General features: G+C 72.4%; 23 protein-coding genes and 1 riboswitch. Of the genes, 15 read left to right on the forward strand and 8 right to left on the reverse strand.

The genetic code is table 11. The features are described from left to right. Positions 1 to 29 precede the first annotated feature (29 nt). Complete coding sequence (locus ABZU69_RS20850; RefSeq protein ID WP_354965982.1) at positions 30 to 959, reverse strand: DUF72 domain-containing protein; 930 nt, start codon at positions 957 to 959, stop codon at positions 30 to 32. A 132-nt stretch (positions 960 to 1,091) separates the two neighbouring features. Here ABZU69_RS20850 and ABZU69_RS20855 point away from each other — a divergent pair, with 132 nt between their 5' ends. The 3 genes from ABZU69_RS20855 (at position 1,092) to ABZU69_RS20865 (ending at position 3,309) form a co-directional block, all read left to right on the forward strand. After that, positions 1,092 to 1,595: a DinB family protein gene (locus ABZU69_RS20855; RefSeq protein WP_354965983.1), complete on the forward strand. Its 504-nt coding sequence runs from the start codon at positions 1,092 to 1,094 to the stop codon at positions 1,593 to 1,595. A 123-nt stretch (positions 1,596 to 1,718) separates the two neighbouring features. Next, positions 1,719 to 2,525 (forward strand): hypothetical protein, encoded by an 807-nt coding sequence (locus tag ABZU69_RS20860; RefSeq protein ID WP_354965984.1) that lies wholly within the window; start codon positions 1,719 to 1,721, stop codon positions 2,523 to 2,525. Between the two features lie 88 nt (positions 2,526 to 2,613). Next, positions 2,614 to 3,309, forward strand: a complete 696-nt coding sequence (locus ABZU69_RS20865; RefSeq protein ID WP_354965985.1) for a Pr6Pr family membrane protein — start codon at positions 2,614 to 2,616, stop codon at positions 3,307 to 3,309. 14 nt (positions 3,310 to 3,323) lie between these two features. On the opposite strand, the gene ABZU69_RS20870 is transcribed toward ABZU69_RS20865, so the two are convergent. Beyond that, positions 3,324 to 5,405 (reverse strand): glycogen debranching N-terminal domain-containing protein, encoded by a 2,082-nt coding sequence (locus ABZU69_RS20870; protein ID WP_354965986.1) that lies wholly within the window; start codon positions 5,403 to 5,405, stop codon positions 3,324 to 3,326. Then, entirely contained in the window at positions 5,402 to 5,791 is a 390-nt protein-coding gene (locus ABZU69_RS20875; RefSeq protein ID WP_354965987.1) for an SCP2 sterol-binding domain-containing protein, read from the reverse strand. The genes ABZU69_RS20870 and ABZU69_RS20875 overlap by 4 nt, the downstream gene beginning before the upstream one ends. A gap of 67 nt (positions 5,792 to 5,858) precedes the next feature. Here ABZU69_RS20875 and ABZU69_RS20880 point away from each other — a divergent pair, with 67 nt between their 5' ends. Next, positions 5,859 to 6,026: a hypothetical protein gene (locus ABZU69_RS20880; protein ID WP_354965988.1), complete on the forward strand. Its 168-nt coding sequence runs from the start codon at positions 5,859 to 5,861 to the stop codon at positions 6,024 to 6,026. A 19-nt stretch (positions 6,027 to 6,045) separates the two neighbouring features. Here the strand turns inward: ABZU69_RS20880 and ABZU69_RS20885 are convergent, their stop codons facing one another. Continuing rightward, positions 6,046 to 6,555, reverse strand: a complete 510-nt coding sequence (locus ABZU69_RS20885) for a DinB family protein (protein WP_354965989.1) — start codon at positions 6,553 to 6,555, stop codon at positions 6,046 to 6,048. A 77-nt stretch (positions 6,556 to 6,632) separates the two neighbouring features. Here ABZU69_RS20885 and ABZU69_RS20890 point away from each other — a divergent pair, with 77 nt between their 5' ends. The 4 genes from ABZU69_RS20890 (at position 6,633) to ABZU69_RS20905 (ending at position 10,465) form a co-directional block, all read left to right on the forward strand. Then, a complete protein-coding gene (locus ABZU69_RS20890; protein ID WP_354965990.1) occupies positions 6,633 to 7,148 on the forward strand; it encodes a 2'-5' RNA ligase family protein in 516 nt (171 codons plus the stop codon). A 183-nt stretch (positions 7,149 to 7,331) separates the two neighbouring features. Further along, positions 7,332 to 9,710, forward strand: a complete 2,379-nt coding sequence (locus ABZU69_RS20895; protein ID WP_354965991.1) for a CHAT domain-containing protein — start codon at positions 7,332 to 7,334, stop codon at positions 9,708 to 9,710. A gap of 10 nt (positions 9,711 to 9,720) precedes the next feature. Next, positions 9,721 to 10,047 carry a hypothetical protein gene (locus ABZU69_RS20900; RefSeq protein WP_354965992.1) on the forward strand — a complete coding sequence of 109 codons (327 nt, stop codon included), beginning with the start codon at positions 9,721 to 9,723 and terminating at the stop codon, positions 10,045 to 10,047. Between the two features lie 226 nt (positions 10,048 to 10,273). Beyond that, positions 10,274 to 10,465 (forward strand): hypothetical protein, encoded by a 192-nt coding sequence (locus ABZU69_RS20905; RefSeq protein ID WP_354965993.1) that lies wholly within the window; start codon positions 10,274 to 10,276, stop codon positions 10,463 to 10,465. Positions 10,466 to 10,480: 15 nt separating this feature from the next. On the opposite strand, the gene corA is transcribed toward ABZU69_RS20905, so the two are convergent. After that, complete coding sequence (gene corA / locus ABZU69_RS20910) at positions 10,481 to 11,611, reverse strand: magnesium/cobalt transporter CorA (RefSeq protein WP_354965994.1); 1,131 nt, start codon at positions 11,609 to 11,611, stop codon at positions 10,481 to 10,483. Between the two features lie 229 nt (positions 11,612 to 11,840). Between corA and ABZU69_RS20915 the strand changes: the two genes are divergently transcribed. The 4 genes from ABZU69_RS20915 (at position 11,841) to ABZU69_RS20930 (ending at position 16,716) form a co-directional block, all read left to right on the forward strand. Continuing rightward, positions 11,841 to 13,793, forward strand: a complete 1,953-nt coding sequence (locus ABZU69_RS20915) for an amino acid transporter (protein WP_354965995.1) — start codon at positions 11,841 to 11,843, stop codon at positions 13,791 to 13,793. An 86-nt stretch (positions 13,794 to 13,879) separates the two neighbouring features. Further along, a riboswitch (SAM riboswitch) is annotated at positions 13,880 to 13,991 on the forward strand. 268 nt (positions 13,992 to 14,259) lie between these two features. Beyond that, entirely contained in the window at positions 14,260 to 15,156 is an 897-nt protein-coding gene (locus ABZU69_RS20920) for an ABC transporter substrate-binding protein (protein WP_354965996.1), read from the forward strand. Positions 15,157 to 15,199: 43 nt separating this feature from the next. Next, complete coding sequence (locus ABZU69_RS20925; RefSeq protein ID WP_354965997.1) at positions 15,200 to 15,976, forward strand: amino acid ABC transporter permease; 777 nt, start codon at positions 15,200 to 15,202, stop codon at positions 15,974 to 15,976. Next, positions 15,973 to 16,716, forward strand: a complete 744-nt coding sequence (locus ABZU69_RS20930; protein WP_354965998.1) for an amino acid ABC transporter ATP-binding protein — start codon at positions 15,973 to 15,975, stop codon at positions 16,714 to 16,716. The genes ABZU69_RS20925 and ABZU69_RS20930 overlap by 4 nt, the downstream gene beginning before the upstream one ends. Before the next feature lie 59 nt (positions 16,717 to 16,775). On the opposite strand, the gene ABZU69_RS20935 is transcribed toward ABZU69_RS20930, so the two are convergent. The 3 genes from ABZU69_RS20935 to ABZU69_RS20945 form a co-directional block, all read right to left on the reverse strand. Further along, positions 16,776 to 17,849 (reverse strand): hypothetical protein, encoded by a 1,074-nt coding sequence (locus tag ABZU69_RS20935; RefSeq protein ID WP_354965999.1) that lies wholly within the window; start codon positions 17,847 to 17,849, stop codon positions 16,776 to 16,778. A 374-nt stretch (positions 17,850 to 18,223) separates the two neighbouring features. After that, positions 18,224 to 19,801, reverse strand: a complete 1,578-nt coding sequence (locus ABZU69_RS20940; RefSeq protein ID WP_354966000.1) for a Na+/H+ antiporter — start codon at positions 19,799 to 19,801, stop codon at positions 18,224 to 18,226. Between the two features lie 125 nt (positions 19,802 to 19,926). Next, positions 19,927 to 23,253 (reverse strand): BTAD domain-containing putative transcriptional regulator, encoded by a 3,327-nt coding sequence (locus tag ABZU69_RS20945; RefSeq protein ID WP_354966001.1) that lies wholly within the window; start codon positions 23,251 to 23,253, stop codon positions 19,927 to 19,929. A 174-nt stretch (positions 23,254 to 23,427) separates the two neighbouring features. Between ABZU69_RS20945 and ABZU69_RS20950 the strand changes: the two genes are divergently transcribed. From ABZU69_RS20950 to ABZU69_RS20960, 3 genes are all read left to right on the forward strand, one after another. After that, positions 23,428 to 24,306 (forward strand): alpha/beta hydrolase, encoded by an 879-nt coding sequence (locus ABZU69_RS20950; RefSeq protein WP_354966002.1) that lies wholly within the window; start codon positions 23,428 to 23,430, stop codon positions 24,304 to 24,306. A 364-nt stretch (positions 24,307 to 24,670) separates the two neighbouring features. After that, complete coding sequence (locus tag ABZU69_RS20955) at positions 24,671 to 25,120, forward strand: hypothetical protein (protein ID WP_354966003.1); 450 nt, start codon at positions 24,671 to 24,673, stop codon at positions 25,118 to 25,120. Between the two features lie 235 nt (positions 25,121 to 25,355). Then, entirely contained in the window at positions 25,356 to 25,511 is a 156-nt protein-coding gene (locus ABZU69_RS20960) for a hypothetical protein (RefSeq protein ID WP_354966004.1), read from the forward strand. Positions 25,512 to 25,525: the final 14 nt, after the last annotated feature.

A 25,525-nucleotide genomic window follows, 5' to 3' on the forward strand; every position in this document is an offset into this window, starting at 1 on the left:
CGGGACCCCCGGGCGCCGGCGCCCGACCCTCAGCCGGTCGACGTGGCGCGGGCCGGGACGGTCTGGCGTTCCGGCCCGGCTCCGAGAATGTTCTCGGCGAGCAGTTGCGCCAGCCGGGTGGCGTCGCGCTGTGCCTGACCCGCGCAGCAGTTGTTGAACAGCACGTGCAGCTCGTCGGCCGGGCCGGCCAGCTCGGCCAGCAGCCCGGCCCAGTGCCGCAGCTCCTGCTCGGCGTACGCGTAGCGGAACTTGTCCTGCTTGTCGCCGTCGCGCCAGGCATCGCTGTGGCCGTGGAACCGGACGATCGCCGGCTCCGCCGTGGTGGTCAGGATCGGCGGCACCGATGACGGGTGGCCCTGCGGCATGTCGACGCAGACCAGCGAGAGGTCGCGCGCGCGCAGCAGATCCATCGTGGCCGGTGCCGCCGCTTCGTCGAACCAGGACCCGTGCCGCAGCTCCACGGCGACCCGCCACGGCCGGCATCGCCGCACCAGCTCGGCGATCCGGCGTTCGGCGGCAGCGCCGCGTACCAGCCACGGCGGGAACTGCAGCAGCACGACACCCAGCTTGCCGGCCGCCGCGATCGGATCCAGCGCCGCCCGGAACCGGGACCACAACTCGTCGTACGCCCGCTCCGGCAGGTCGCGGCGACGGATCCGGCTCGGGCCGGCGGCCGGGCGCAGGTCGCGAGGCAGCGCGGTGACCGGCGTCGGGTGACCGGTGAAGAGGCTGAACGCCTTGACGTCGAAGGTGAACTCGGCCGGTGTGGCGTCGACCCAGCCCTGCGTGACCTCCGGCGCGGGGATCGCGTAGTAGGAGGTGTCCACCTCGACCAGTGGGAACCGGCCGGCGTAGTAGGCGAGTCGGCCGGCGGGGGTGTTGGCCGAGCGCGGGTACCACCCGGAGCGCAGCAGCGACTGATCGGCCCAGGACGACGTGCCCACCTTAATCACACCCATGTCATTCAGTGGACCGCTCCGCGCCGGGATCGGCAACCGCTGGCGGCCCGCGCCGCCGTCGTTTCGGATCCGGGATTGTCGGTGCCGACTCCTACGCTGGCGCCGAGCGGACATCGACGGAGAGGTGGCACCATGACCAGCACCGAGCAGCTGACCGGGGAGCGGGCCGACCTGCTGCAGACACTGCGCCGACACCGGGGTTTCCTCCTGCACACCGTCGACGGGCTGACCGACGAACAGGCGTCCACCTGCAGCACGGTCAGCGAGCTCTGCCTCGGCGGCCTCATCAAGCACGTGGCCGGCACCGAGCAACGGTGGATGCTCTTCGCCGTCGGCGGCGCGGAGGCGATGCAACGCGAGGAGATCGACTGGGCGGGCCAGTTCCGGACGACGCAGGGCGAGACCCTTGCCGGGCTCGTCGAGCGGTTCCGGCAGGTTGCCGACCAGACCGACGAGCTGATCGCCACCCTCGACCTGGACGCGGCGCACCCGCTGCCGCAGGCACCCTGGTTCGAGCCGGGGGCGAGCTGGACGGTCCGTCGGGTGCTGCTGCACCTGATCGCCGAGACGTCTCAGCACGCCGGGCACGCCGACATCCTGCGCGAGGCGATCGACGGCACCAAGACCATGGGCTGAGCGGGCCGACCGGCCACCGGCGTTCGCCAGCGGTCCCCGTCGTCCACCTCGCGTGTCACCCCGGTTCCGCCCCGCGCGGGCGGATGTGACACCGCGCAGGTGGGCGGCGCTGAGGGACACGAGATGAACGCAGACCGGATGAACCAGGAGACCGCCGAGCGGCTGCTCGGCGGGTCCGTCGAGCCATCGGCCGGGCCACGACCGGTCGTGCTGCTGCTGACCGCGGCACGCGCCGCGCCGCGCCCCGCGGAGCTGGCCGGTGAGGACGTCGCCGTGCTGGCCTTCCGTCGGGAGCGCCACGGCCGCCTCCGTGGCGAGTCCGCCCAGCAGGCCGGGGAGGGCGTCGCACCGGCCGGTTCCCGACCGACCGCCGGCCGTTCACGCCGCCTCGCCCTGTTCGGCGGCAGGGCCGCCGTGGCGGCCCTCGCCCTGGCCGTTGGCGGCGGGGTGGCGTTGGCGGCCACCAACGGCGCTGCGCCCCGTCCACCGCGCCCGCCCATGGTCACCGTGCCGGCGCTCACCGGTCCACCCGCCGTGCCCGCCCCCGCCACGGGTGGTGGGCAGCTCATATCGGGCGCACCGGACACGAGCGGGCCGGTGCCGCCCACCTCGGTCGCCGCTGAGGTGGCGGGCCTGTGCCGGGCGTACCAGGCGGGCGCCGGGGACGACCACGGCCGGGCCCTCGACAACCCGGCCTTCTCCGGCCTGATCGCCGCCGCCGGTGACCGGCAGCGGGTGGCCGACTACTGCGTGCGGGTCCTGGCCGCCGAGCCGGCGCCGGGCCGGGCGACCGACAAGCGACCAGGGACCACGCCGAGTCGGCGCCCACAGCCGCCCGGCCCCCGGGACAACCGACCCACCGCTGCCGGACCGGACCGCACCCCACCGGGCAACGGCCGGCACTCCCCGCCGGGCGGCCCACCGACCTGACCGGCCGGGACGCCCGCTGGCGACTCCCCCGCCTCGTACGGCTCGTCCAGCTGAGCACGGGTCGCCCGTGGACTGATAACTTGCCCCGATGAGTCTGCGGCGGCGACGCGCGGCGGCGGTCCTGCGCCTGGTGGTGGTGCTCAGCGTGCTGGCCGGGATCGCACTCACCGCGCTCGGCCCGGCCACCCTCACCGGGCTCCTGCCGTACTTCACCATCCAGAGCAACGTCGCGATCGGCGCTCTCGCGGCGTACGCAGGCCTCAGCGCATGGCGGGACCGACCCGATCCACCGTCGGCGCTACGCGGCGCGGTCACGCTCTACATCACCATCACCGGCGTGGTCTACCACCTGGTGCTTGCCAACCCGGCCAGCCCGTTCGCGATGGCCCAGCCGGACCGGGCCGCCGGCGAGGCACTCGGCAACCAGTTGCTGCACACGGTGGTGCCGCTGCTGGCGGTCGCCGACTGGGTGCTCTTCGACCAGCGCGGCCGGCTGCGCCTGCGGTACGCGGCCTGGTGGCTGGCGTTTCCACTGGGCTACCTCGGTTTCGCCCTCCTGCGGGGGCTGGTCGTGCACGGCTACCCGTACCCGTTCCTGGACGCGGGCGAGCTGGGCTACGCCGGGGTGGCGATCAGCGCGCTCTCCTTCGCCGTCGCGTTCTGGCTGCTCGGCCTGCTCTTCGTCGGCATCGACCGCACATTCGCTCGGCGCACCGCCACCCGACCCACACCGACCGTGCACGGTACGCAGGAAGTAGGCGTCACCGCCGACGGCGTGCCCTGATGCACCTTCCGCGATCACCGAAGTCGGCGATGGGCGATGGTCATGGGGGAACGGTCTCCGGCGTACGCGTCGGTGAGACCCCAACGGCCCGGGATGTCCAGCAGCTCGACCCTGCCGAAGCCCGCTGGCAGGGCCGGATTGACCAGAAGGTTGTCGCCGGTGGGCCGCAGCCCCAGCAGGGTGCCCAGCAGCATCAGCAGCGCACCCGAGGACCACGACTGCGGACGACCGGCCGCCGGCAGCTGGACGGGGTACTTCGTGGTGCTGCGCTCGTAGCCGGCGATCAGCTCCGGCACCGCCCCGCCGAGCGTCTGCGCCATGTCGAAGATGCCGGCCGCGATCCGGCCCGCGTGCGTGTCGAAGCGGTAATGCCGCAACCCCGCCGCGATCAGGGCGTTGTCCGACGGCCACACCGCCCCCAGGTGTGAGCCCACCGGGTTGTACGGCTGCTGCCCGGTGGCGAAGGTGCGCACCCCCCAGCCGCTGAACAGTCGCGGGCCGAGCAGGTGCTCGGCGACCGCCTCGGCGCGGTCGTCCGCGACGATCCCGCTCCACAGCAGGTGCCCGATGTTGGATGACAGCGCGTCGGTCGGCTCGCCGTACGGGTCCAGCGCCAACGCGTAGTACTCCCGTTCCGGCAACCAGAAGTCCCGGTTGAACCGGTCCTTCAGCTCGGCCGCCTCCCGCTCCAGCCGGTCGGCGTACCCGGGGTCACCCCAGAATTCCCGGGCCAGCCGCGCGCCGCGCCGTTTCGCGTCGTAGGCGTAGCCCTGCAACTCGCAGGTGGCCCGGGGAAGCGCCGGTTGCCGGCCACAGGCGTCGGTGATCGCGTCCGGGGAGTTCTTCCAACACTGGTTGATCAGGCCGTGCCGCTCGTTGCGGCGCTGGTAGCGCATGTACCCGTCGCCGGTCAGGTCGCCGTACTCGTCGATCCAGTCCAGGGCCATCCGGGTCGGGTGGCGCAGCTCGCGGACCAGGTCCACGTCGCCGGACCAGCGCTCGTACTCGTCGAGCAGGACGACGAACAGCGGAGTGGTGTCCGCCGCGCCGTAGTACAGCGCGTCCGGCCGGTCGGCGAACGCGGCCGACTCGCCGTAGCGGAGCTGGGCGACAATCTTGCCCGGCTCCTCCTCGTGCTCGTCGTCGAGCTGGCCGCCCTGCAACAGCGCCAGCAACCGCAGCGTCGCGGGGGTCAGCTCGGGGGTGAACGCCATGGTCTGCAGGCAGGTGAAGATGCTGTCCCGCCCGCAGAGCCCCATCGCCCAGGGCAGGCCGCCGACCGGCACCCGGGTGTCGTGCGCCAGCGGCAGGTAGCGCAGCGCCGCCAGGTCGGCCAGGCTGCCCCGGTAGGTCTTCTCCAAGCCGTCCCGTTCGGCCACCAACTGTGGGGCACGGTCCATCCAGGCCGCCAGCTCCTCACGCATCCCTCCGTGTACGTGCTCCCGGTGTGACTCCAGGTCCTTGCGCAGGTCCCGGCCGCCCTCGCCCTGGATGTTCATGGTGACGTGCAGGTCGGTCTCCCACTTCCCCTCGGGCTCGATCCGGATCCGGAACGTCATTCCCCGCTCGTCGACGTCGGCGGGAGCCGTGCTGCTGATGGTGGTTGCGCGGACGAACCGCTCCCGCTCGTACCGCAGCACGAGCTGCCCGCGCGCGGAGTCGGCGGCGACGCCGACGTCCCGTCGCCGCAGCTCCAGGCCCTGAGCGACGTCGGCCAGGTCGGCCAGGTCGGCGAAGTCGTTGCCCATGTCCATCCGCACGGTGAACTCGGCCGGCTCCGCCGAGTGGTTCAGCAACGTGATGCGCTCGTTGAAGCTGTCGTTGATCGAGCGGTGCCGGATGACCGACACGTCGGCGTCGACGTAGTGACTCGCCGCGCCCGGGACCAGGAAGAACCGGGTCTCGAAGTACGTCATGTCGTCGCGGGAGAGCACGTTCAGCTCTTCCCCGCCGACCTTGAGCACCCAGCGCGACAGGAAGCGGGTGTCGAACGAGAAGAGCCCGACCGGACTTCCCGGGTCCTCCGCCACGTCGCCCTGCCCGTCGCTGATCGCGAAGGCGTTGCCCGCGATCACGTGCACCCGTTCGCGGCTCACTGTCGCCCCTTCCGCCCGGCCATCGCGGCCCGACCCAGCTCGCGCGGATGGCGGGCACCGGCCGGCCCGGGGAAGATGCGCCGCAGCAGCAGCAGCAGCTGCAGGTTTCCCTGCACGGTCAGCTCGTTGCGCAGCAGCGCCGTCGCCACGTGGGTCTCCCCGCTCGCCAACCGGTCGAAGACCGCCGGGTCGGCGCGGATGACCAGGTCCGCGTCGTCGCTCGACTGGGTCACCCGCACGTGCTGGTCGGCGACGGTCAGGTACCAGTGCTCGGTGCGGCCGTCCTCGCGCGCGTCCAGCCGGAGTGTCCCGGAGGTCGTCTCCGGCAGGTCGGTACGCCGGCCGGAGTCCAGCTGTCGCAGGTATTCCGCCACCGTCACACCCATCACGTCCCCTCCTTCGCTTCCCCGCAGGATCCCCCGCAACGGGGTGAGGCCGGCTCACCCGGACCGGGTGACGACCACACCGGCGCGACTCCGGGCAGCGGCCGCACGGCACATCGTGCCGCTGCCGGCCGGGATGGATCCGGTGGACGCCGCGCCACTGACCGACGCCGGGCTCACCCCGTACCGGCAGATGCGCGATGGCACGCTGGACGGCCGGGCCGTGATCGTGCCCTGAGCCCGGCGGTCGCCGCCGGTCAGTCGGCTCCGATCAGGCCGCGGACATAGCTGGCCTGGCCGACGTGTTGCAGGTCGTCGTGGGCGACGCTGACCAGCCGGACGCCGAGGGTGACCGGTGGATCCCACGCCTCGTCGACCACGCGGTCCAGGTCCGCCGGGCGCAGACCGGCCAGGAACGGGCGGGTCCGCCCCGAGACCGCCTCGTAGTAGTCGATCAGCGCCTGCGCGCTCTCCGGCCGCACCGCGGCGACCTGCGCGGGCGAGTGGCCGTAGCCGGTGTCGTCCGGGTCGGCGGTGAGCCCGAACCGGCCCGCCCAGTCGCCACTGACCCAGATCTGGTCGGTGTCGAGCAGGTCGGCGACGTGATCGTCCTGGATGCGGGTCAGGTGCCAGACCAGCCAGCCGATCGTGTTGGCGCCGAGACCGGGCGCCCGATGCAGCTGCTCGGGGGTGAGGCCGTCGACCGCCGCGCGGACGAGGTCGGGCAGGCGGTCGTACGCCTCGGTCAGCAGATCACTCACGTCCACGGGTCACGCCTCCTGGTCTGTTTCCGATCAGGTACCGCCTGAGTCGTCGGGCAAACCTCTGCCGTTACGGTGATCAGGTGGTCGCCGCGTTGGAGCTGTATCTGGATCCGGACGCCACCCGGCGGATCCGGGTGCTCTGGGACGCGCTGGAGGCCGAGGGCGTGCAGAGCATGCGTTCGCTGTTGGAGCAGCGCCACCGCCCGCACGTCTCGCTCGCGGTGGCGCCCCGCTTCGACCCCGAGCAGGTCGCCGCGGCGCTGCGCGGCACGGTCGTGGCCGCACCGCTGCGGCTCGACTTCCAGCACGCCGGCCAGTTCGTCGGCCGGGTGCTGTGGCTCGGCCCGACGGTCACCCCGGAGCTGCTGGCGCACCACCGGCTGGTGCACGACCGGCTGGCCGCTGCCGGCATCACCCTGGTCGAGCACTACCAGCCGGGACGCTGGGTTCCGCACTGCACGCTCTCCATGCGCGTACCGAACGTGCTGATGGCCGCCGCGGTGCGCCGCTGCCTGGAGGTGCTGCCGGTTGCCGCGACCGTGGTCGGCGCGGCGCTCACCGACCACGCCCGCGGCATCGCCCACCCGCTGCCCTGACCCCGCTGCCACAAGCCACCGGCGCACCGGCGTTGGAGACACGAGCCCTCTGCAATCCGTCGGGGCCCAACTGACCGAAGCCGGACAGTCTGGCATCGCTGTTTCCCATGGGTGGCAACATCGGGCTTCCTGTACGCCCACATTCCTCAATATCCCGCGCGGACAACGCAGCCCGGAGGGCAGATGTCCTGGGTCCCGACCGCACTCGCCCGCACCGTCAGGCGCGCGGAACGTATTGCCTGTGTCGCTGTGCCCGAAATCGGCTCATCGTCCAACGAGGCCAGCCGCGCGGTCGCCGAGAAGCTGGACGCTCACCTCAACGACAAAGACGGAAATGCGCGAGTCGACAACGCCCCCGCGTTCCAACTTCTGAGCTATCTCGAGGCGCTCACCGCTCTGGACCGCGGGGACCACCACAAGGCCGTGTTGGGGTTGTTTCCCACTGCGGCGGCGCGATACGTGGAGCGCGGTTTCGGCAGTGGCAACGGGCGGCCTGATCCGTTGCTCGCCAACGCGCTCTTCCTATTCGGGCGCGAATACCTTCGTTACGCCCAGTGGTCGCTCTCAGGGGAGTTCTTCTACCACGCGACCACCGCGACCAACAAACCCGAGCTCGCGAGCCGCAATGCGACATTGGCGTTGATCTGCCTCTACAATTCCGACGATCCGGGGACCTACCGAGAGCTGCGATCTCAGATGGACGAGGCGGCGGAAATCAACGAGGCCCTGCGCCGCGTCATCGCCGCCATGGACATCATTCAGATGGGCGATCAACTGCCGAGCGACCTTGACTGGTTCATGCCGTTGTGGAACTTTGGCAGGCTGGCCGGGTCGCTGATCACCGAACGGGCCATCATGGCTCTCAACGACGCGGGCCGCCATGAAGAGGCGCTGGTCCACTGCGACATCACCCAGGAAATCCTGGCGGACACTCCCTCCGAGCAGTGGATACACGCAGCGATTCGGCAGCAGCGCGCGCGGGCGCTCTACGGGACAGGTACTGTTGAGGAGTCGCTGAGCGAGGCCCTGGCAGCGTGGGACCTTTCGGAGGACCTCCGTTATGGAGCCTGTGATCATCCTCTGCGCGAGTCGATGTGGATGCGCTACCTGCCGGCCCGCCAGATCGCGCTGGGCTGCGCGGTGCGGAAAGGCAAGCCGGAATTGGTCGCCGCGTTCATCGAAAAGGACCGTCTCCGCGCCTCGCTCGCCGCGACACTTGAGACGGTCAGCTCGCCCGGTCCGGTGACCGAGGTCAAGGCGACGAGCCCGGCAGGGTCGGGTGAGGCGTCCGCCGCCGGTCCATCGGAGAGCACGGCACCGGCTGCGTTCTTCTCGGCGCTCGAGGACGCCATGAACGCCACGACGCTGGTCCCGCCAGCCGCCGCAGGCGGACATCACTTCCAGGACAGCGTGCCGTGGTGGTTCGGCATCTCCCGATACGGATCATCCGTCTACTGGTCCGTACTGCAGCACGGCGTTCCCCTCGAATGTGGCGTGATCGACCTGACCAGCGACCACAGTCTCAACGATGTGCTCCTCGGCATCGACGCAGATGTGGGAGGGTTCGCCTTCGGCGTCACGTCGGACGGTGCTCCACCAACCTTCGACCCGATACACCACCTCTCCGAATGGGGGACCGCCGACGAACGGATCGCGTCGTTGTCGCTCGGCCGCCTGCTGCCACCGTCCCTCGTCACGGCAATGACGGCGGCGTCCGTCGAGCAACCCGTTGAGCTCGTCATCGCGGCCGGGTCGGGGCTGAGCGGCGTCCCGTGGCCGATCGCGCAGGTCGGCGGAACGGATCGCGACGGGTTCCGGCTCGTGGAACGGGCACGCATCCGACACTCGATCTCGCAGCAGGTCGACGAGCGACGCGCGACCCAATCGCCGAGCGCGCCACTCGACCTCCTCGTGGCTGTCGATGACCCGCAGGGCGATCTCAGCGGATCAAGCGCTTTCCTCGCCTCCAACGCACGCCAATACTTCGGAGCCACGTCCGTCCCTCGCAGCGACGCCAAGGCGGCGCTGCGGGAAGCACTACATGAGGAGTGCGCCGGGCATCCGCCTGGAATTTTCTACTACCGTGGGCACGCCCACTCCTGGAGCGACCCCGCGCGCGCATGCCTCGACCTACCAAAATCGCTCGAACCAGGGGAAGACTCTCTCGCGATCTACGCCGGCGAGTTCTTCGGCCGCTTCGAGGATGGCAGCGCGTACCTGCCTCTGCCATCCCGTGTCGTGCTGTCCTGCTGTTCGAGCGCAGGGCGGTCACTGTTCGGCGGCGAAGCGGTGGGCCTGGCCGCGGCCTGCATTCTCGGAGGCGGGGCACGCGAGGTCGTCGCGACCGGATACGACATTCCGGACAGCTCCTTCGCGACAGCCTTTGACGACCTTCTCGCGGAGGCGATGACCTGTCCGCTCCCCCATGACCTTGCGCTGCGACGACTTCAGCTGCGGATGTACGACGAGTGGCGGATCTTCTCCGTCCGTGGCGGTGTCACCTCGGACGAGGACATCACTCATCCACACCCCATGGTCTGGGCGATGTATCAGGCGATCTAGGGAGCGAAACATGATCTACCTTTGCGTGCCGTCGGAGTTGGCGAGCGAGCTGGTCACGTCCGGGGCTGCCCGCCAGAGGCCCAAGCCGAGGGGCAGCATCGTCGAACTCATCGTGACGGGCGCCACCGGCGCGGCGACATTCGTCTCGCTCCTGCAGGGACCAGAAACTGTGCTGCGGATCGCCCGCGCGTTCCGCGCTGTCGCGCTGAAGCGGCCGGACAAGCGGATCGAAGTTCACATCAAGGGGCCGAAGGGCGAAGTGCATCTTTTTGACTGCGACCGCGACACCCCACTCGAGGAACTGGCCGCACTCGTCAAGAGGGATCTCCTGGGCTGACCGTGGTTCAGCCGGGCCTCGGGGCGGGCGCAGCCGCACCACTGGTGAGCCTCCCCCCGGGGCGGCGAGAGTCGGGAAATTGAAAACCAGGGGTACGGACGAGCCCGGGCGTGGGATGGTGCGAGATGGCTGCTGTACCGGTGGAGATCTGCCCGCACGCGGGCGGCCCGGCCGGAGGCGCGGGCGCACGTCGCGCCGCCCGGGGCGGCTTCGACGAGGAGAGGCAGTGCCCATGCAGGCTCAGCGCAGGCCACCGCGTACGGAGCGGAACCAGACCCGGGACGACCAGACCGGCGGCGGCATGACCGGAGCGGCCACGCCCCTGACCATCTGGGCCGCCGCCGTGCTGCTCGGCCGGATCAGTGCTGGCGACGACGACAGCGAGGACGAACGGCACATCCTGCGCGGCATCGAGTGACCCTCGCCGGTCCGGTCACAGCCAGCCGCGCCGCTTGAAGATCAGGTAGAGGCTGCCGCAGACCAGGGCCATCAGCAGGAGCGCGAACAGGTAGCCGTAGCGCCAGTTCAGCTCCGGCATGTGCGCGAAGTTCATCCCGTACACCGTGCCGATGAGCGTGGGGGCGAACAGGATCGCCGCCCACGAGGAGACCTTCTTCAGCTCCTCGTTCTGCGCGTAGCTGGCCGCGGTGAGACTGCGCATCTCCTCGTTCTGCTGCTGCGAGACGAGGGTGGCGTTGACGGTGAGGATGTTCTGCAGCAGATGCCGGAAGCCGTCCACCCGCTCCACCACCTGGGTGAGGTGGTCCGTCACGTCCCGCAGGTAGCGGCGCAGTTCCTCGTCGGTGCCGTAACTGCCGGCGCCGGCCGCCAGCGCGTCGAGCACGGCGAGCAGCGGACGGGCGGCCCGCTGGAACTGGATGACCTCGCGGCTGAGCCCGTAGATGCGCCGGCTGGCGTTCGGGTCGCCGCCGAAGACCTCGGTCTCGATCTCGTCGATGTCGTTCTCCAACCCGGCCACCACCGGTGCGTACCCGTCGACCACCTGGTCGAGGATCGCGTACAGGATCACCTCCGGGCCCTGGGCGAGCATCTGCGCGTCCGCCTCCAGCCGCCGCCGCACCGCGGCCAGGTCCGGTGCCTCACCGTGCCGGACGGTGACCACGAACCCGGGCCCGATGAACAGGTGCAGCTCGGAGAACTCGACCTCTTCCCGCAGGTCGTCGTAACGGGCGGCGCGCAGCACCACGAAGAGCGTGTGCCCGTACCGTTCCAGCTTGGGCCGTTGGTGGGCGTTGATCGCGTCCTCCACCGCCAGGTCGTGCAGCCGGAACTCCCGGGCCAGCGAGGTGATCTGGTCGATGTCGGGCCGGTACAACCCGATCCAGGCCATCGCGTCGCTCTGCTCCTGCAGGCAGCGGTACGTCTCGGCGAGGCCGACCGGCGACGCGAACCGGTGCCCGCGGATGTAGACGGCACTGTCCACCAGGCCGCCGGTGGGCGGCGTGGGCGGCTCTACCCGCGGCGGCTGGCCGACGCGGACCTCGTGCTCGTCGAGCCGGCGGCCGAAGCCACCGCCCGGGCGGAACCGACGGCCGCCGACCATGACCCGCTCCCTCCCCGGACGCACCAACCGGCGACTGCCCGAACCGCCCGGGGCATGTTCGGGGCGGGACGCCGGGAGGCGCTGCTTCCCCCGTGACCACGACCCGAAACCCCGCGACGCGCCGTCCGCCCGGGTGCCCGGGCGGGCGAGTTCCCCGCACTGGCGGACTGGCCCGGGTCCGCTGGCGGATACTCGCGGTGACCGTGGGCGGACGACGGGGGAAGCGCCGATGGAGGTCGACAGGCGCGCCGGCCGCCGGGCCGGTCGACTGCGGGCCTGGCTGATCGACGGCGGTTCGGAGCAGGCGGCGCAGCGGCACGGCCCGCACGGGCGCCCGCCGGAACATCGCCACCACTCGTGGTGGAAGGTGATGTGCCTGACCGGCGTCGACTACTTCTCGACGCTCGGCTACCAACCGGGCATCGCCGCGCTGGCCGCCGGCGCGCTCTCCCCGGTGGCGACCCTGGTGCTGGTGCTGGTGACCCTGCTGGGTGCGCTGCCGGTCTACCGGCGGGTGGCGGTGGAGAGCCCGCACGGCGAGGGCTCCATCGCGATGCTGGTACGCCTGCTGAGCTACTGGCCGGGCAAGCTGTTCGTGCTGGTGCTGCTCGGTTTCGCGGCCACCGACTTCATCATCACCATCACCCTCTCGGCGGCCGACGCGACCGCGCACATCGACGAGAACCCGTTCTGGCCCAGCGCGCTCAGGGGACACGAGGTCCTGGTCACGCTGCTGCTGGTGGCGCTGCTCGGCGCGGTGTTCCTCAAGGGGTTCGGTGAGGCCATCGGGATCGCCGTCGTCCTGGTCGCGGTCTACCTGGCACTGAACGCGGTGGTGATCGCCGACGGTCTGTGGCGGGTGGTGACGCACCCGAGCGCGGTCGCGGACTGGACCAGCGCGCTGACCACCAGCCACGGGGATCCCCTGCTGGTGATCGGGTTCTCGCTGCTGGTGTTCCCGAAGTTGGCGCTGGGCCTGTCCGGCTTCGAGACCGGGGTGGCGGTCATGCCGCACATCCGCGGGGACCGGCGGGACTCGGAGGACCGCCCGCTGGGCCGCATCCGCGGCGCCCGCCGGCTGCTCACCACCGCGGCCGCGATCATGAGTGTCTTCCTGATCACCAGCAGCGTGACCACCGCCGTCCTGATCCCGCCCGAGGCGTTCCAGCCGGGCGGGCCGGCGAACGGCCGGGCGCTGTCCTACCTGGCGCACGAGAACCTCGGTGAGGTGTTCGGCACGGTCTACGACCTGTCCACCATCGGCATCCTCTGGTTCGCGGGGGCCTCGGCGATGGCCGGGCTGCTCAACCTCGTACCCCGCTACCTGCCCCGCTACGGCATGGCGCCGACCTGGGCCCGGGCCGTACGGCCACTGGTGCTGGTCTTCACCGGGGTGGCGTTTCTGATCACGGTCGCCTTCGGGGCGAGCGTGGACGCGCAGGGCGGCGCGTACGCCACCGGGGTCCTGGTGTTGATCACCTCGGCGGCGACGGCGGTGACCCTCGCGGCGCGGCGGCGGCGCCAGCGTGGCCGGACGGTCGCGTTCGGGATCATCGCGATCGCCTTCGTCTACACCACCGCGGCGAACGTGGTGGAACGTCCCGACGGCGTGAAGATCGCGGCCTGCTTCATCGGCGGGATGATCGTGGTGTCGCTGCTGTCCCGGTTGTTCCGCGCCTTCGAGTTGCGGGTCGACCGGGTGGAGCTGGACGCCGAGGCCACCCGGTTGATCGACGAGTGCAGCGGGCGCCGCGTCCGCCTCATCGCGCACGAGCCGGCCACCCGGGACCGTGCGGAGTACCGCGACAAGCTCGCCCAGACCGTGGCGGACAACGACTTCCCGGCCGACAGCGCGGTGATCTTCGTCGAGGTGACGGTGACCGACCCGTCGGACTTCGAGACCGAGCTGCTGATCCGTGGCAGCGTGGAGCACGACCGGTACCCGGTGCTGAGCCTCGCCAGTTCCGCGGTGCCCAGCGCGGTGGCCGCCCTGCTGCTGGATATCCGCGACCGGGCGGGGCGGTGCCCGCACATCTACTTCGAGTGGACCGAGGGCAACCCGGGCGGCAACTTGCTGCGCTACCTGGCGTTCGGCCACGGCGAGATCGCCCCGGTCACCCGGGAGATCCTGCGCCGCCAGGAACCCGACCCGCGCCGCCGTCCGCACGTGCACGCCAGCTGACCTGCCGACCGGACGCCAGTCGCGGACGGTGAGCGTGGTCATAACGACTGGACGATCCGCCTCCCCGGGCTGCTAGCCTCGGCGCAGGTCATGAGCGCCAGCGCGAAGCCCCGGCTCGCTGGCCGGCAACCCTCCTCCGCGGTGGGGTGCCCCGGGTGAAGACCAGGCACCGGCACGACGTCGGTGCAAGCGTGGCCTGGCACCCAGGTCAGCACAGACCCGGGAGAGCCATGCGCATCCTCAGCACCACACCATCAGCCGACGCCGCGGATTCCCGCACCGGCTGGCCGACACCGGCACTGACCCGCAGGCGGCACGTGGACCTGATGCGGGTGTGCAGCGCCGCCTGTCGCGGCCGCGCGTACTAGCGCACCCCTTCCCGAACCCATCCCAGCGGTACGCCCACCGGGCGCACCGTCGGCGGCGCACATCTGCGTCCGCCGCTGCGCAAACTTCGGAGACACCTGTGCGATTCCTTCCTGCCCTGACCCGCGCCGCGGCCCTCGGCGCGGCCACGATCCTGGCCGCCACCGCGCTCACCGCGTGCGGCGACGACACCTCGTCCGACGCCGCCGCCAACCCGTACGGTCTGGCGCAGCCGGGCGTGCTGCGCGCCGGCACGCTGACCGACGCGCCACCGAACGTGTACCTCAAGGACGGCAAGTTCACCGGCTTCGACAACGACCTGCTGACCGCAGTGGCCAGCAAGCTCGGCCTGAAGGTGGAGTTCGTCGGCACCGACTTCTCCGCGCTGCTCTCCCAGGTCAACAACCACAAGTTCGACGTCGGCAGCTCCTCGATCACCATCACCGAGGCGCGCAAGAAGACGGTCGACTTCGGCAACGGCTACGACTTCGGCTACTTCGGCCTGGACGTGCCGGCCGGCTCGCCGATCACCGGCTTCGACCAGCTCGCCGGCAAGCGGGTCGTGGTGGTGCAGGGCACCGTCCAGGACGACTACGCCACCGGCGAGCAGCTCAACCCGGTCCGGGTGCCGGACTACAACGGCGCGATCAACCAGCTCAAGGCGGGCACCGCCGACGCGTGGATCGCCCCGGCCGAGATCGGCGAGACGTCGGCGGCCGACAGCAACGGCAAGATCACTGTGGCGGCCAAGCAGCTCAGCCCGGCACCGACCGCGTACGCCGTCGCCAAGGGCGGCGACAAACTGCGGGAGGCGCTGAACAAGGGCCTCGACGAGGTGATCGCGGACGGCACCTGGAGCCGGTTGCAGGCGCAGTACTACCCGGGTCGGCCCGTACCGGCGGACTTCCGCCCGGGCAGCGGCACGGTGACCGTGCCGGCCGCACCGTCGGCGTCGGCGTCGGCGTCGGCGTCGGCGTCGGCATCGGCCGCGTCCTGAGACACCCGGTGACGAGCGAGCGGGGCGGTAGGAGAGGCGACCAATGGATCCGTTGAGCACCCTGTGGGAGACCTTCTTCGACTGGGACGCGATGCGCGAGGCGCTGCCCGAGATGCTGACCGTCGGGTTGCCCAACACGCTGATCCTGGCGGTCTCCGCCGCCCTGCTCGGCTCGGTGCTGGGCCTGCTGCTGGCCGTCGCCGGCATCTCCCGCAGCCGGTGGCTGCGCTGGCCGGCGCGGGTCTACACCGACGTGTTCCGGGGGCTGCCGGCCGCGGCGACGATCCTGCTGATCGGCGTCGGGCTCGCGCCGCTGGGCATGCAGGTCTGGGGACCTGACCCCTACCCGCTGGGCATTCTGGCGCTGTCGCTGATCGCGGCGGCGTACATCGGGGAGATCTTCCGCTCCGGCATCCAGTCGGTGGAGGCCGCACAGTTGGAGGGAGCCCGGGCGCTCGGTTTCTCCTGGGGCGAGGCGATGCGGATGGTGATCATTCCGCAGGGCATCCGGCGGGTGCTCCCGGCCTGGGTGAACCAGCTCATCGCGCTGATCAAGGACTCCAGCCTCGTCTACTTCCTCGGCCTGGTGGCCAGCCAGCGGGAGCTGTTCCGGATCGGGCAGGACTACGCGGCCACCACCGGCAACGAGTCCGCGCTGCTGCTGGCCGGGCTCTGCTACCTGGCGCTGACCGTTCCGCTGACGCACGCGGTCAACTGGATCGACCGGCGGCTGCGCCACGGCCGGCCGGCCACCGCGCCGGCCGACGAGGACGACACCGAGTCGGCGCTGACCGGCGCGACGGAAGGGGACCGGCGATGACCGCCAGCACGACCACCTCGGTCAGCCTCGACGTACGCGACGTGCACCTCGCGTTCGGACCGAACCGGGTGCTGCGCGGCGTCGACCTGGCCGTGCCACGGGGCGCGACGGCCTGCGTGATCGGGCCGTCCGGGTCGGGCAAGTCCACTCTGCTGCGCACCATCAACCGGCTGATCGAGCCGGACCGCGGCGACGTGCTGCTGGACGGGCGCAGCGTGCTACGCGACGACCCGGACGCGCTGCGGCAGCGGGTGGGCATGGTCTTCCAGCAGTTCAACCTCTTCCCGCACATGAGCGTGGTGCGCAACGTCACCCTGGCGTTGCGCCGGCTGCGCAAGCTCGGGGAGGACGAGGCGGAGGCCGTCGCGCGGGCCCAGCTGGAGCTGGTGGGGCTGGCCGGCAAGGCCGACGCCCGGCCGGCGCAACTCTCCGGCGGCCAGCAGCAGCGGGTGGCGATCGCCCGGGCGCTGGCCCTGCGGCCGGAGGTGATGCTCTTCGACGAGGCCACCTCGGCGCTCGACCCGGAGCTGGTCAAGGGGGTGCTCGGGGTGATGGCCGACCTGTCCGCCGGGGGCATGACCATGGTGGTGGTCACCCACGAAATGGGCTTCGCCCGGCAGGTCGCCGACACCGTGGCCTTCATGGACCGGGGCGTGGTGCTGGAGTCGGGGCCGCCGGAGGCGATCTTCGAGCGGGCCGAGCATCCCCGGCTGCGCCGGTTCCTCGCCCAGGTGCTCTGAACCGTTAGGAAGGGGCCCTTCCTATACACGAGGCGTTAACAAGGTGCCCTTCCTTCGCGTCAGGCGGCCTGGCGGCGCAGGTGTGCGGCGAACGCCTTCAGGTCGCCGAGCAGCACCAGGATGGCGTTGCGGTAGGCGACCGACGCCCACAGGTGCAGCTCCTCGTCGTCCAGCCCGCCGAAAGCCAGCGACAACGCCTTGCGGTGACGCCGGTCGAGCACCTTGTGCGGGCGGGCGAGCAGGTCACCCTCCCGGCGCAGGACCTGCAGGTAGGCGGCCACCGCCTCCTGGTAGTGCCGGCCGGCCACCCGCTTTAACAGGGTGAACTCGAAGACGTTCAACGCCGCCTCGGATTCCCAGTAGGCGTCGTCCCGCTCCGGCGCGCTGGCGACGTGCCGGCCCATCGCGTGCCGGGCCTCGTAGAGCAGCAGCACGCCCCGGCCGGTGGTGCTCAGCGGCCGGCGTGGCGCCGGCAGCCGCAGCGTGCGCACCGGCGCCGCACCGGTCAGGTCCAGCGCGCCGGAGTACGACGGCATCCGCTGCGCCCCCGGTGCCGGCTCCGGCACCAGGCAGGCCCGCTCCTGATACGCCACCCGTCCGCCGGTTGGCAGCGCGCGTACCGCCGCGGCGTGCAGCTCGGCCAGCGGTCGGTCGTCCGGGGTCCGGCCCGGCGGGAGGGTGAGGACGAGACCCTTGGCACCGGGCACCGGCACGCCCAGGACGCAGGAGTTGCGCAGGAACGCCCAGGTCGCCGCCGCCGCACGGACCCCGCTCGCGACGGCCTGCGCGTCGGCCCGCCAGTCCTGGGCGATCCGCAGCCGCTGCTGGAGGTCCGCCGTCGCGGCGGCGTCGTGCGGGTACAGCTGCCGGATCGCCCGGGGCAGCGACTCGAGGCGCAGATCCAGCGGGTCGCCGCTCGGTGCGGGCACGGCGTGCCGCGAGCAGTCGGCGTCGGTGTGCGGGTCGCCGGTGACCGCGTGGCAGTCGGCGAGCCAGCTCCCCCCGGGCTGGCCAACCGGCCGGGCGAACGCCAGGTGGGGCAGCCGGCCGGTGCGTAGCACCGTCTCGTAGTGCGGTCGGGTGCGGGCGGTCCGCATCAGGTCCAGTGGCAGCACGGGCGACAGCGCCAGCACCGCTTCGAAGATGGCAGTGCGGGCAGGCCGGGCCGCCGGGGTCGCGCACCCGGTAGCGGCGCAGATGGTCGACGCCGGGCTGCTCCCACTGCACCCCGATGACGCCGTCACCCTGCGCCATCAGGTAGAGGAATTCTGTGCCGCCGCGCTCCCGGGTGACCGAGGTCAGCTCGTCGAGGAACTCCCGTTCGGTGACCACCCGCAGGTCGGCCTCCGTCCCCCCGCTGGTCATGAGCACCCCCTCGCGGGCCGAACGCATCGACGAACGCCGAATCGGTTCCACCGTACCCGGCGGCGGGGTGGCCACCCGCCCCGTGCGCGGCCCGGGAAGTGTCGCCAATCCGTCGCTCCGCCGCCCATCGCGGCGGCCGCGATCATTCTGTGGACTCGCGGCCCAGCAGCCGGATCTCTTCGTTGTCCAGCGCGGCCTGAAGGTCGAGCAGCACAAGGTCGTCGATCTCCCGACGGTCGCGCAACCGGGTGATCTCCCGCCGTTTGTGGTCGAGGACGGCGAGGCGCAGTTGGCGTTCCAGACGGAGTTCCTCCGCGGTACGCCCAGAGCCCTCGTTGGCGTCCTCCAGGTGCCGCTGGTACTCGTCCTGTAGCCGGCGGACCGCCTCCTCGTCGGCGCCGACCTCGGCGGCGGCCTGGGGCAGCGCGGCCAGGCCCACCTCGGTGGCCCGCACGCGTGCCTGCCGCAACTCGTCGGCCCGCTCGGGATCGCCGGCGAGCCCCGCCCAGCGCACCACCACCGGCAGGGTGGTGCCCTGAACGAGCATGATCAGCACGATCACCAGCGAGGTGACGAAGATGATCAGGTCGCGTTCGGCCACCGGTTGACCGGAGACCGTCGTCGCCGGGACCGCCAGGGCGGCGGCGAGCGAGACGGCACCCCGGAAACCCGACCAGCCGGCGACGGTGCCGACCCGCCAGCCGCCCCGACCCTGGCTCACGTTCATCACCACTCGCCGGTTTACGAGCTTCACCGATTCCGCCGTCAGGTAGACGAAGAGCAGCCGGGTGACGAGGACGACCACGGTGACCAGCAGCACGATCGTCAACGCGCGCTGCGGCGAGGCGCTGGTGATGCTCCTCACCGCCCGGGGGATCTGGGTGCCGAGCAGGACGAACAGCCCACCGTTGATCAGGAACGTGGACAGGTCCCAGAACGCGTACGCCAGCACCCGCGACCGGGCGCGGATCACCCGGGGGCCGGCGTAGGCCAGCATCAGGCCGGCGACCACGACCGCCAGCACCCCGCTGGCGTGCACCGCGTCGGCGAGCAGGAACGCGGCGAACGGCGTCAGCACGCTGAGCGCGCCCTCGCGCAGGGGATCGTCGAGCCGTTTGCGGATCAGCACCACGGCGGCGCCGACCAGCAGGCCGGCGATCACTCCCCCGGCGCTGGCCCCGACGAACTCCTCGCCGATCCCGAGCGCGCCGGGTTCCGCTTCCTTGGTGAGCAGGCCCACGGTCACCGCGAAGAGCACCAGCGCGGTGCCGTCGTTGATCAGGCTCTCCGCGTGCAGCGTGGTCAGGAGCTTCCGGGGCAGCCGCTTGGCCAGCCCGGTGACCGCGGCGGCGTCGGTCGGCGCGAGGACCGCCCCGAGCACCCAGGCGGCGGCGGGGTTCACGCCGAACGCCTGCGCGGTCAGCGACACCGTGACCATGGTGAGCACCACCAGCACCACGGCGAGCAGCCCGATCACCGGGAAGTTGGCCCGGATCTCGCGCAGGCTGATGGTGAGACTCTCCCGGTAGAGGATCGCCGGCAGGAAGATCAGCAGTACCAGGTCCGGCTCCAGGGTCAGCTCGGACAGCGGCGGCGCCAGCCCGAGCAGCACCCCGAACGCGATGAGCAGGACCGGTGGCGCGACCCTGTACCGGCCGCCGAGCGTGGTGCCGACCAGGACGGTGACGCCCAGCACCACGATCAGGACGAGCACCTCCACGCGTACCCCCTTGATCCACGGCGGACGGCGGCGGCGCCGCTGGTTTCCATCTGACCGCACCCTGCCGGTCGGTTCCCGGGGAACCGCCAAGTCGCCCCGGCCGGCGGTGACTCCGCCGCCCGTGGTCAGGCCGGGGAGGTGGCGGCGCGGGCCCGGGCGGTGACCGCGCGGGCGGTACGGCGGTGCCCGGCCGCCTCGTCGTCGCGGCCCAACGCGGCGGCCAGGTCGGCGAGGTACCCGGCCACCGGGCCGACGGTGAGCACCCCGCTGCCGGCGGCCAGTTCCTCGGCGGCCGGCCGGAGTTCGGCGGCGACGCGCTCCATCGTGGCCCGGTCGCCCAGGGCGAGCGCCGCGCGGGCGGTGACGCAGAGCCGTGCCTCCCGCAGCAGGTCGTGCGGTCCGTCCGGGAGGGCCCGCAGGGCCGCTCCGGCGGCGTCCCGGTCACCGGCGGCGACGAGCAGCAGCGGTCGGACCCACGGCTCGTGGGGGCCCCAGTCCAGGCCCGCCCAGTCCTCGCCCTGGAGCCCGGGGACGGGCCGGTCGACGACGCCGTCCGGCCCGGCTGCTGACCGCTCGGCGTCGACGGCGGCGGTGAGGCGCAGCCCGAGCAGGGCGAGCGGGAGCAGCCCCCGGGTCAGGCCCGGCATCGCGTCGGTGGGCAGCCGGTCGACCGCCGCCCGGTACGCGTCCGCCGCATCGGCATACTCGCCGGCCAGCGCCAACCGCAGCGCGGCGTACCACCGGGTGAAGACACCGACCAGCGGTAGCTCGTACCGCTCCGCGAGGCGGTCGGCGGCGCGGGCGTGCGCGTCGGCGCCGGCGCGGTCGGCCAGCGCGCAGCGGGCCTGCACGAGGACGAGGTGGCCCAGCACCTCGAAGGTCACCAGCTGGTGCCGCGCGGCCAGGTCGACCAGCTCGGCGCCGATCCGGGCCCGCTCACCGGCCAGGCCGGCGCGGTGGAAGGCGTGCATGAAGCGGGCATTGAGCGCGAAGGCCAGCAGCCCCGGGTCCGCGGCGGCCCGGGCGATCCCCTCGGCCTCCTGGGCTGCCCGGCGGCCACGGTCGGTGGTGGTGCCGCGCAGCTCCAGCGCGAGGGTGCTGAGCAGCCGGCTACGCTGCGTCGAGCCGGTCGGGCCGAGGGCGGTCAGGGCGTGCTCGGCGGCCTGGACGATCCGCCCGGAGAGCCGGTCGTCGTCGTTGCGGGTCCAGATGGCGGGCACGTCGAAGCCGGCCAGCACCTCCGCGACCAGGCGAGGGTCGCCGACCGACTCGGCGTCGGCGATCGCCTCGGCCCGGCGCCGTCGCGCCTCGGCCAGCCGGCCCGTCACGGCCAGCGCGCGACCCAGGCCGAGCACGGCGCCCAGCCGCTCGCGTCGCTTGCTCCCGCCGGCGCGGTCGTACGCGTCGACCACCTGCGTCCACAGCCGGACCGCCTCGTGCGGGTTGCCGGCCCGCTCGGCGTGTTCCGCGGCGGTACGGGCGTAGCCGGCGGCCCGCCGGGCGGCTGCCGGTCCACCGGCGTGCAGCAGGTGGTGCGCCAGCGCGGCGGGATCAGTGGGTTGGCGCGTTCGCAGCGCCTCCGCCACGGCCGCGTGCAGGGCTGCGCGGCGCGGCGCGGACAGGTCGGCGTAGAGCGTGTCGCGGACGAGAATGTGGGTGAACCGCAGCCGCCCGTCGGGGTCCTGTTCGCTGAGGAAGCCGGCCTGCAACGCACGGTCCACGGCGTCCAGCAGGGTCGCGGGGTCGCCGGCCAGCGCGCCGAGCACCTCCGGGTCGAGGTCCCGGCCGAGCACCGCCGCCTGCCGCAGCACCGTGCGGGTCGGCGCGGGTAGCTGCGCCAGCCGATGCCGGATGACGTCGCGCACCCCGGGCGGCACCGCAGCGAGGGCTCCGCCGCCCTCGGCCGCGTACAGCTGGGCCAGCTCCCGCACGAAGAAGGGGTTGCCGCCGCTGCGGTGGTGGATCAACCGCACGGTGGGCGGGTCCAGCTCGGTCCCGGCGACGACGCGGGCCAGTTCACCGGTCGCCGACGTGGACAGGCCGGCGAGGTATTCCCGTACCGGCTCCAGCCGGGCCGCCCGGGCCAGTGCGGCGGTCAGCTCCGGGCTGATCTCGGTGGCCCGGTAGGTGCCGAGGATCAGCACCGGTCCGGTGGCCGGTTGCGGGCCGGTGAGCAGCGCGGTCAGCAGGTCCAGGGTGTCCCCGTCCGCGCGGTGCAGGTCGTCGAGGACCAGCAGCACCGGCCGCCGGTCGGCGACCGCCGAGACCAGCGACGCCACCGCGCGGTGCCGGCGGAACCGGGCGACGGCGGGATCGCTCGCCGCCCCGGTGCCATCGACCGCGCCGCCGGAGCCAGCGCCCCCGCTGGGGTCGGTCGGTCCGGCGAGCGCATCCGTGATCTGGGTCCACGGCCAGGCTGCCGGGGCGCCCTCGTACTCCGGGCTGCGGCCCCACGCCGTCGCCCAACCCTCGGCGGCGAGCCGTCGGGTCAGCGTCTCGGCCAGTGCCGTCTTGCCGGCGCCCGGGTCCCCGCTGAGCAGGACGAGGGTCGGCTGGCCGCGCAGGGCGGCGGTCTCAGCGGCCCGGCGCAGCCGGTCCAGCTCGGTGTCGCGGCCGACGAACGGACGCTCCCACACCGGTCCCGGGCCGCCGGGTCGAACGGGGACGGCCACCTCCAGGTTGGGCGGGGTGAGGTGCGGCGCCTGGGCCAGGATGTCGGCCTCAAGCCGCCGCAGCTCGGGCCCGGGGTCCACGCCCAGTTCGGTCACCAGGACGTCCCGGGCCTGGCGCAGCGCGGCCAGCGCGTCGCCCTGTCGACCGGAGCGGTACCGGGCCACCGCGAGCAGCCGCCAGGCGTCCTCGCGCAGCGGATGGCTGGCGAGGTGGGCCGGCAGTTCGGCGGCGGCTTCGTCCGGCCGACCGAGCGCCAACAGCGCCTCCGCCCGCCGCTCGACGGCGAGCATCCGCAGCTCCTCCAGCCGGTTGATCTCCGCGACCGCCCAGACCTCACCCGCGCAGTCGGCGTACGCGGGCCCCCGCCAGAGCCCGAGCGCCGCGTCCAGCGCGGTCAGAGCCGGTGCGGGCAGTCCCGCCGCCAGCAGCTGGGCCGCCTCGCTGACCGCCGCCTCGAACCGTCCGGCGTCCACCGCGTCCGGGGCGGCTCGCAGCACGTACCCCGGTGGTTCGGTGACCAGGAGCCGGGGCGGTTGCCGGGGCGGCCGGTCGGGCTCCAGTGCCCGGCGCAGGTCGGCGACGAAGGTCCGGATCGCGCCGACCGCGCCCTCCGGGGGTACCTCCCACAGGTCGTCGACGAGCCGGTCCACCGGCACGACCCGGCCCCGGGCGATCAGCAGCCGGCCCAGCACCGTGCGCTGGCGGGGCCCCTTGAGCGGGACCGGGCCACTCTCGGTCGCGGCGGTCACCGGCCCGAGGACGCCGAAGGTCACCGCCACGGGTGCCGCCGCCTGGTCATGGCACCAATCTAGGTGGGTCGACCCGGCCGGCCCCGGCCTGTCGGCACTGATTCGCCGCTGACCGCCTGCTGATCACCCGGGGGCAGGCTCGACCAGGTACGACGGCGTCGGGCCACCGCCCCCGCCGGCCCCTGCTCACCAGAGAGGTTCACCGTGGACCTGAGGATCAACGGATTCGACTACCGGCGGGTCAACGTCGCCGAGGGCGTCACGCTCAACGTCGCCGTGGGCGGCTCCGGGCCCGCGATCGTGCTGCTGCACGGTTTCCCGCAGACCCACCTGATGTGGCGGCACGTCGCGGCCGACCTGGCCGCCGACCACACGGTCATCTGCCCGGACCTGCGCGGCTACGGCGACAGCGACAAACCCGTCGACGTCGACGGCAGCGGGTACGCCAAACGCACCATGGCCGCCGACATCGTGGCGCTGGCCCGGGCGCTCGGCCACGAGCGTTTCGCGCTGGCCGGGCACGACCGGGGCGCCCTGGTCGCGTTCCGCGCCGGTCTCGACCATCCGGACGCGGTCAGCCAGCTGGCCCTGCTCGACGTGCTGCCCACCCTGGACATGTGGGACGTGCTGCACGGCGCCACCGCCGCCGTCGCCTTCCACCTGTATCTGATGGCGCAGCCGCCCGGCCTGCCGGAGGAGCTGATCGGCGGCAGCCCGGACGCCTTCTTCGGCCACTTCCTGGACGCCTGGACCCGCGATCCCGGGGCCCTGCCGGCGGACGTGCGGGCCGCGTACCTGGGCGCGTCCCGGGCCGCGGTCACCTCGATCGTCGCCGACTACCGGGCGTCCGCCGGGATCGACGTCGCCCACGACACCGCCGACCGGGCGGCCGGCAACCGGCTGCGGATGCCGGTGACGGTGCTGCAGCAGGACTGGGGCGCGGCGCTCGGCTACGACGCGGCCGGCTTGTGGCGGGCCTGGGCGCCGAACCTGTCACACCAGACCGTCACCTGCGGGCACTTCATGGCCGAGGAGGCGCCCGCGGAGGTGGTCCGGGCGCTACGCGCGCTGCTCGCACGGTAGCGACGGGTCGACCGCAGCCATGTGACGGAACGTAAGATATTCGACACTTATCGTCACTCGTCGACATGGCCCGGTCGACCGGGGGCCCGCACCGCGCCACCCGGGCCGACAGCCACCGAAATGGGCTCTGACCTGCGGATATATGACGTTACACAAAGTGGACGCCAGCGGTTCATCGGTGCTACACAGGCAGATATCGGCCAGCCAACGACGGCGAGTCGCTCACCTCCTCGACCATCGACCGTCCACACGCACCCTCACCACCGTCGGGCTTCGCCGCACGGACCGCAGCGCGGTCACCATCGATCCACCGGCACCCAACGGCCGCTGGTGGTTGACGACGGTTATCGACCAAGGAGTCGCCGTGGGGTACCTGCGTATCCGGCCCCGGCACCAACCCTTCGAGGTGGCCGCCCTGGCCATGGCTCCCGTCTGCGGTGTTCTGCTGCTCCTGCTCGGGGGCCGGCCGACCTCGGTCCGGATGGCCATGCCGGTCCCGATCCAGATCGGTTGGGAGCTCGGTCTGGTCCTGGTCGGCGTCGGAGGCCTGCTGGGCATCCTGTGGCCCGGCCGGCTCGCCACCGGGCTCGGCATCGAGCTCGCGTCGGTCGTGGTGTTCGGCACCATCAGCGGCATGTACACGATGGCGCTGCTGGTCGTGTCGGGCCGGCAGGCCATCGCCGCGGCGTCGTTCATCACCGCGCTCGCCGTCGGGTCGCTGTGGCGGGCCGCTCAGATCGCCATCGACCTGCGCCGGCTGGCCCAGGCCAGCCAGTGCGTCGCTGTCGAACCGGCAGAAGGCGGTGTCACGTGATCTCCACACCGGCGCCCGACGCACCCCCGTGGCTGCAGGTGGCGCTCAGCGTGTTCGGCATCCTCGGCGGAAGCACCGGCCTGGTCGCCATCGCCACCGTCGTGGTGCAGCGGGGCAAGTTCAAGGCCGACGCCGCCGACACCCTCACCGAGGCCGCCCTCACCCTGGTACAGCCACTACAGACCCGGATCACCGAGCTGGAGGAGGAGGCGCTGAGCGCCCGGTCGGAGCTGGGGTGCTGCGCGAGCAGGTCAACCAGTTGCAGTTCGTGGTCCGGGTGCTCACCCGGACGCTGGACCGGTGGCGTGCCGCGATCCGCTCCCCCGACGCCACCCTGCGCAAGGTCCGTGCCGTGGTCGCGGAGTCCGAACGGCTGCCGGAGGACCGGTGAGGGCCGACCCCGAA

Source organism: Micromonospora sp. NPDC005206 (genome assembly GCF_040608175.1).
Lineage (GTDB): Bacteria > Actinomycetota > Actinomycetes > Mycobacteriales > Micromonosporaceae > Micromonospora.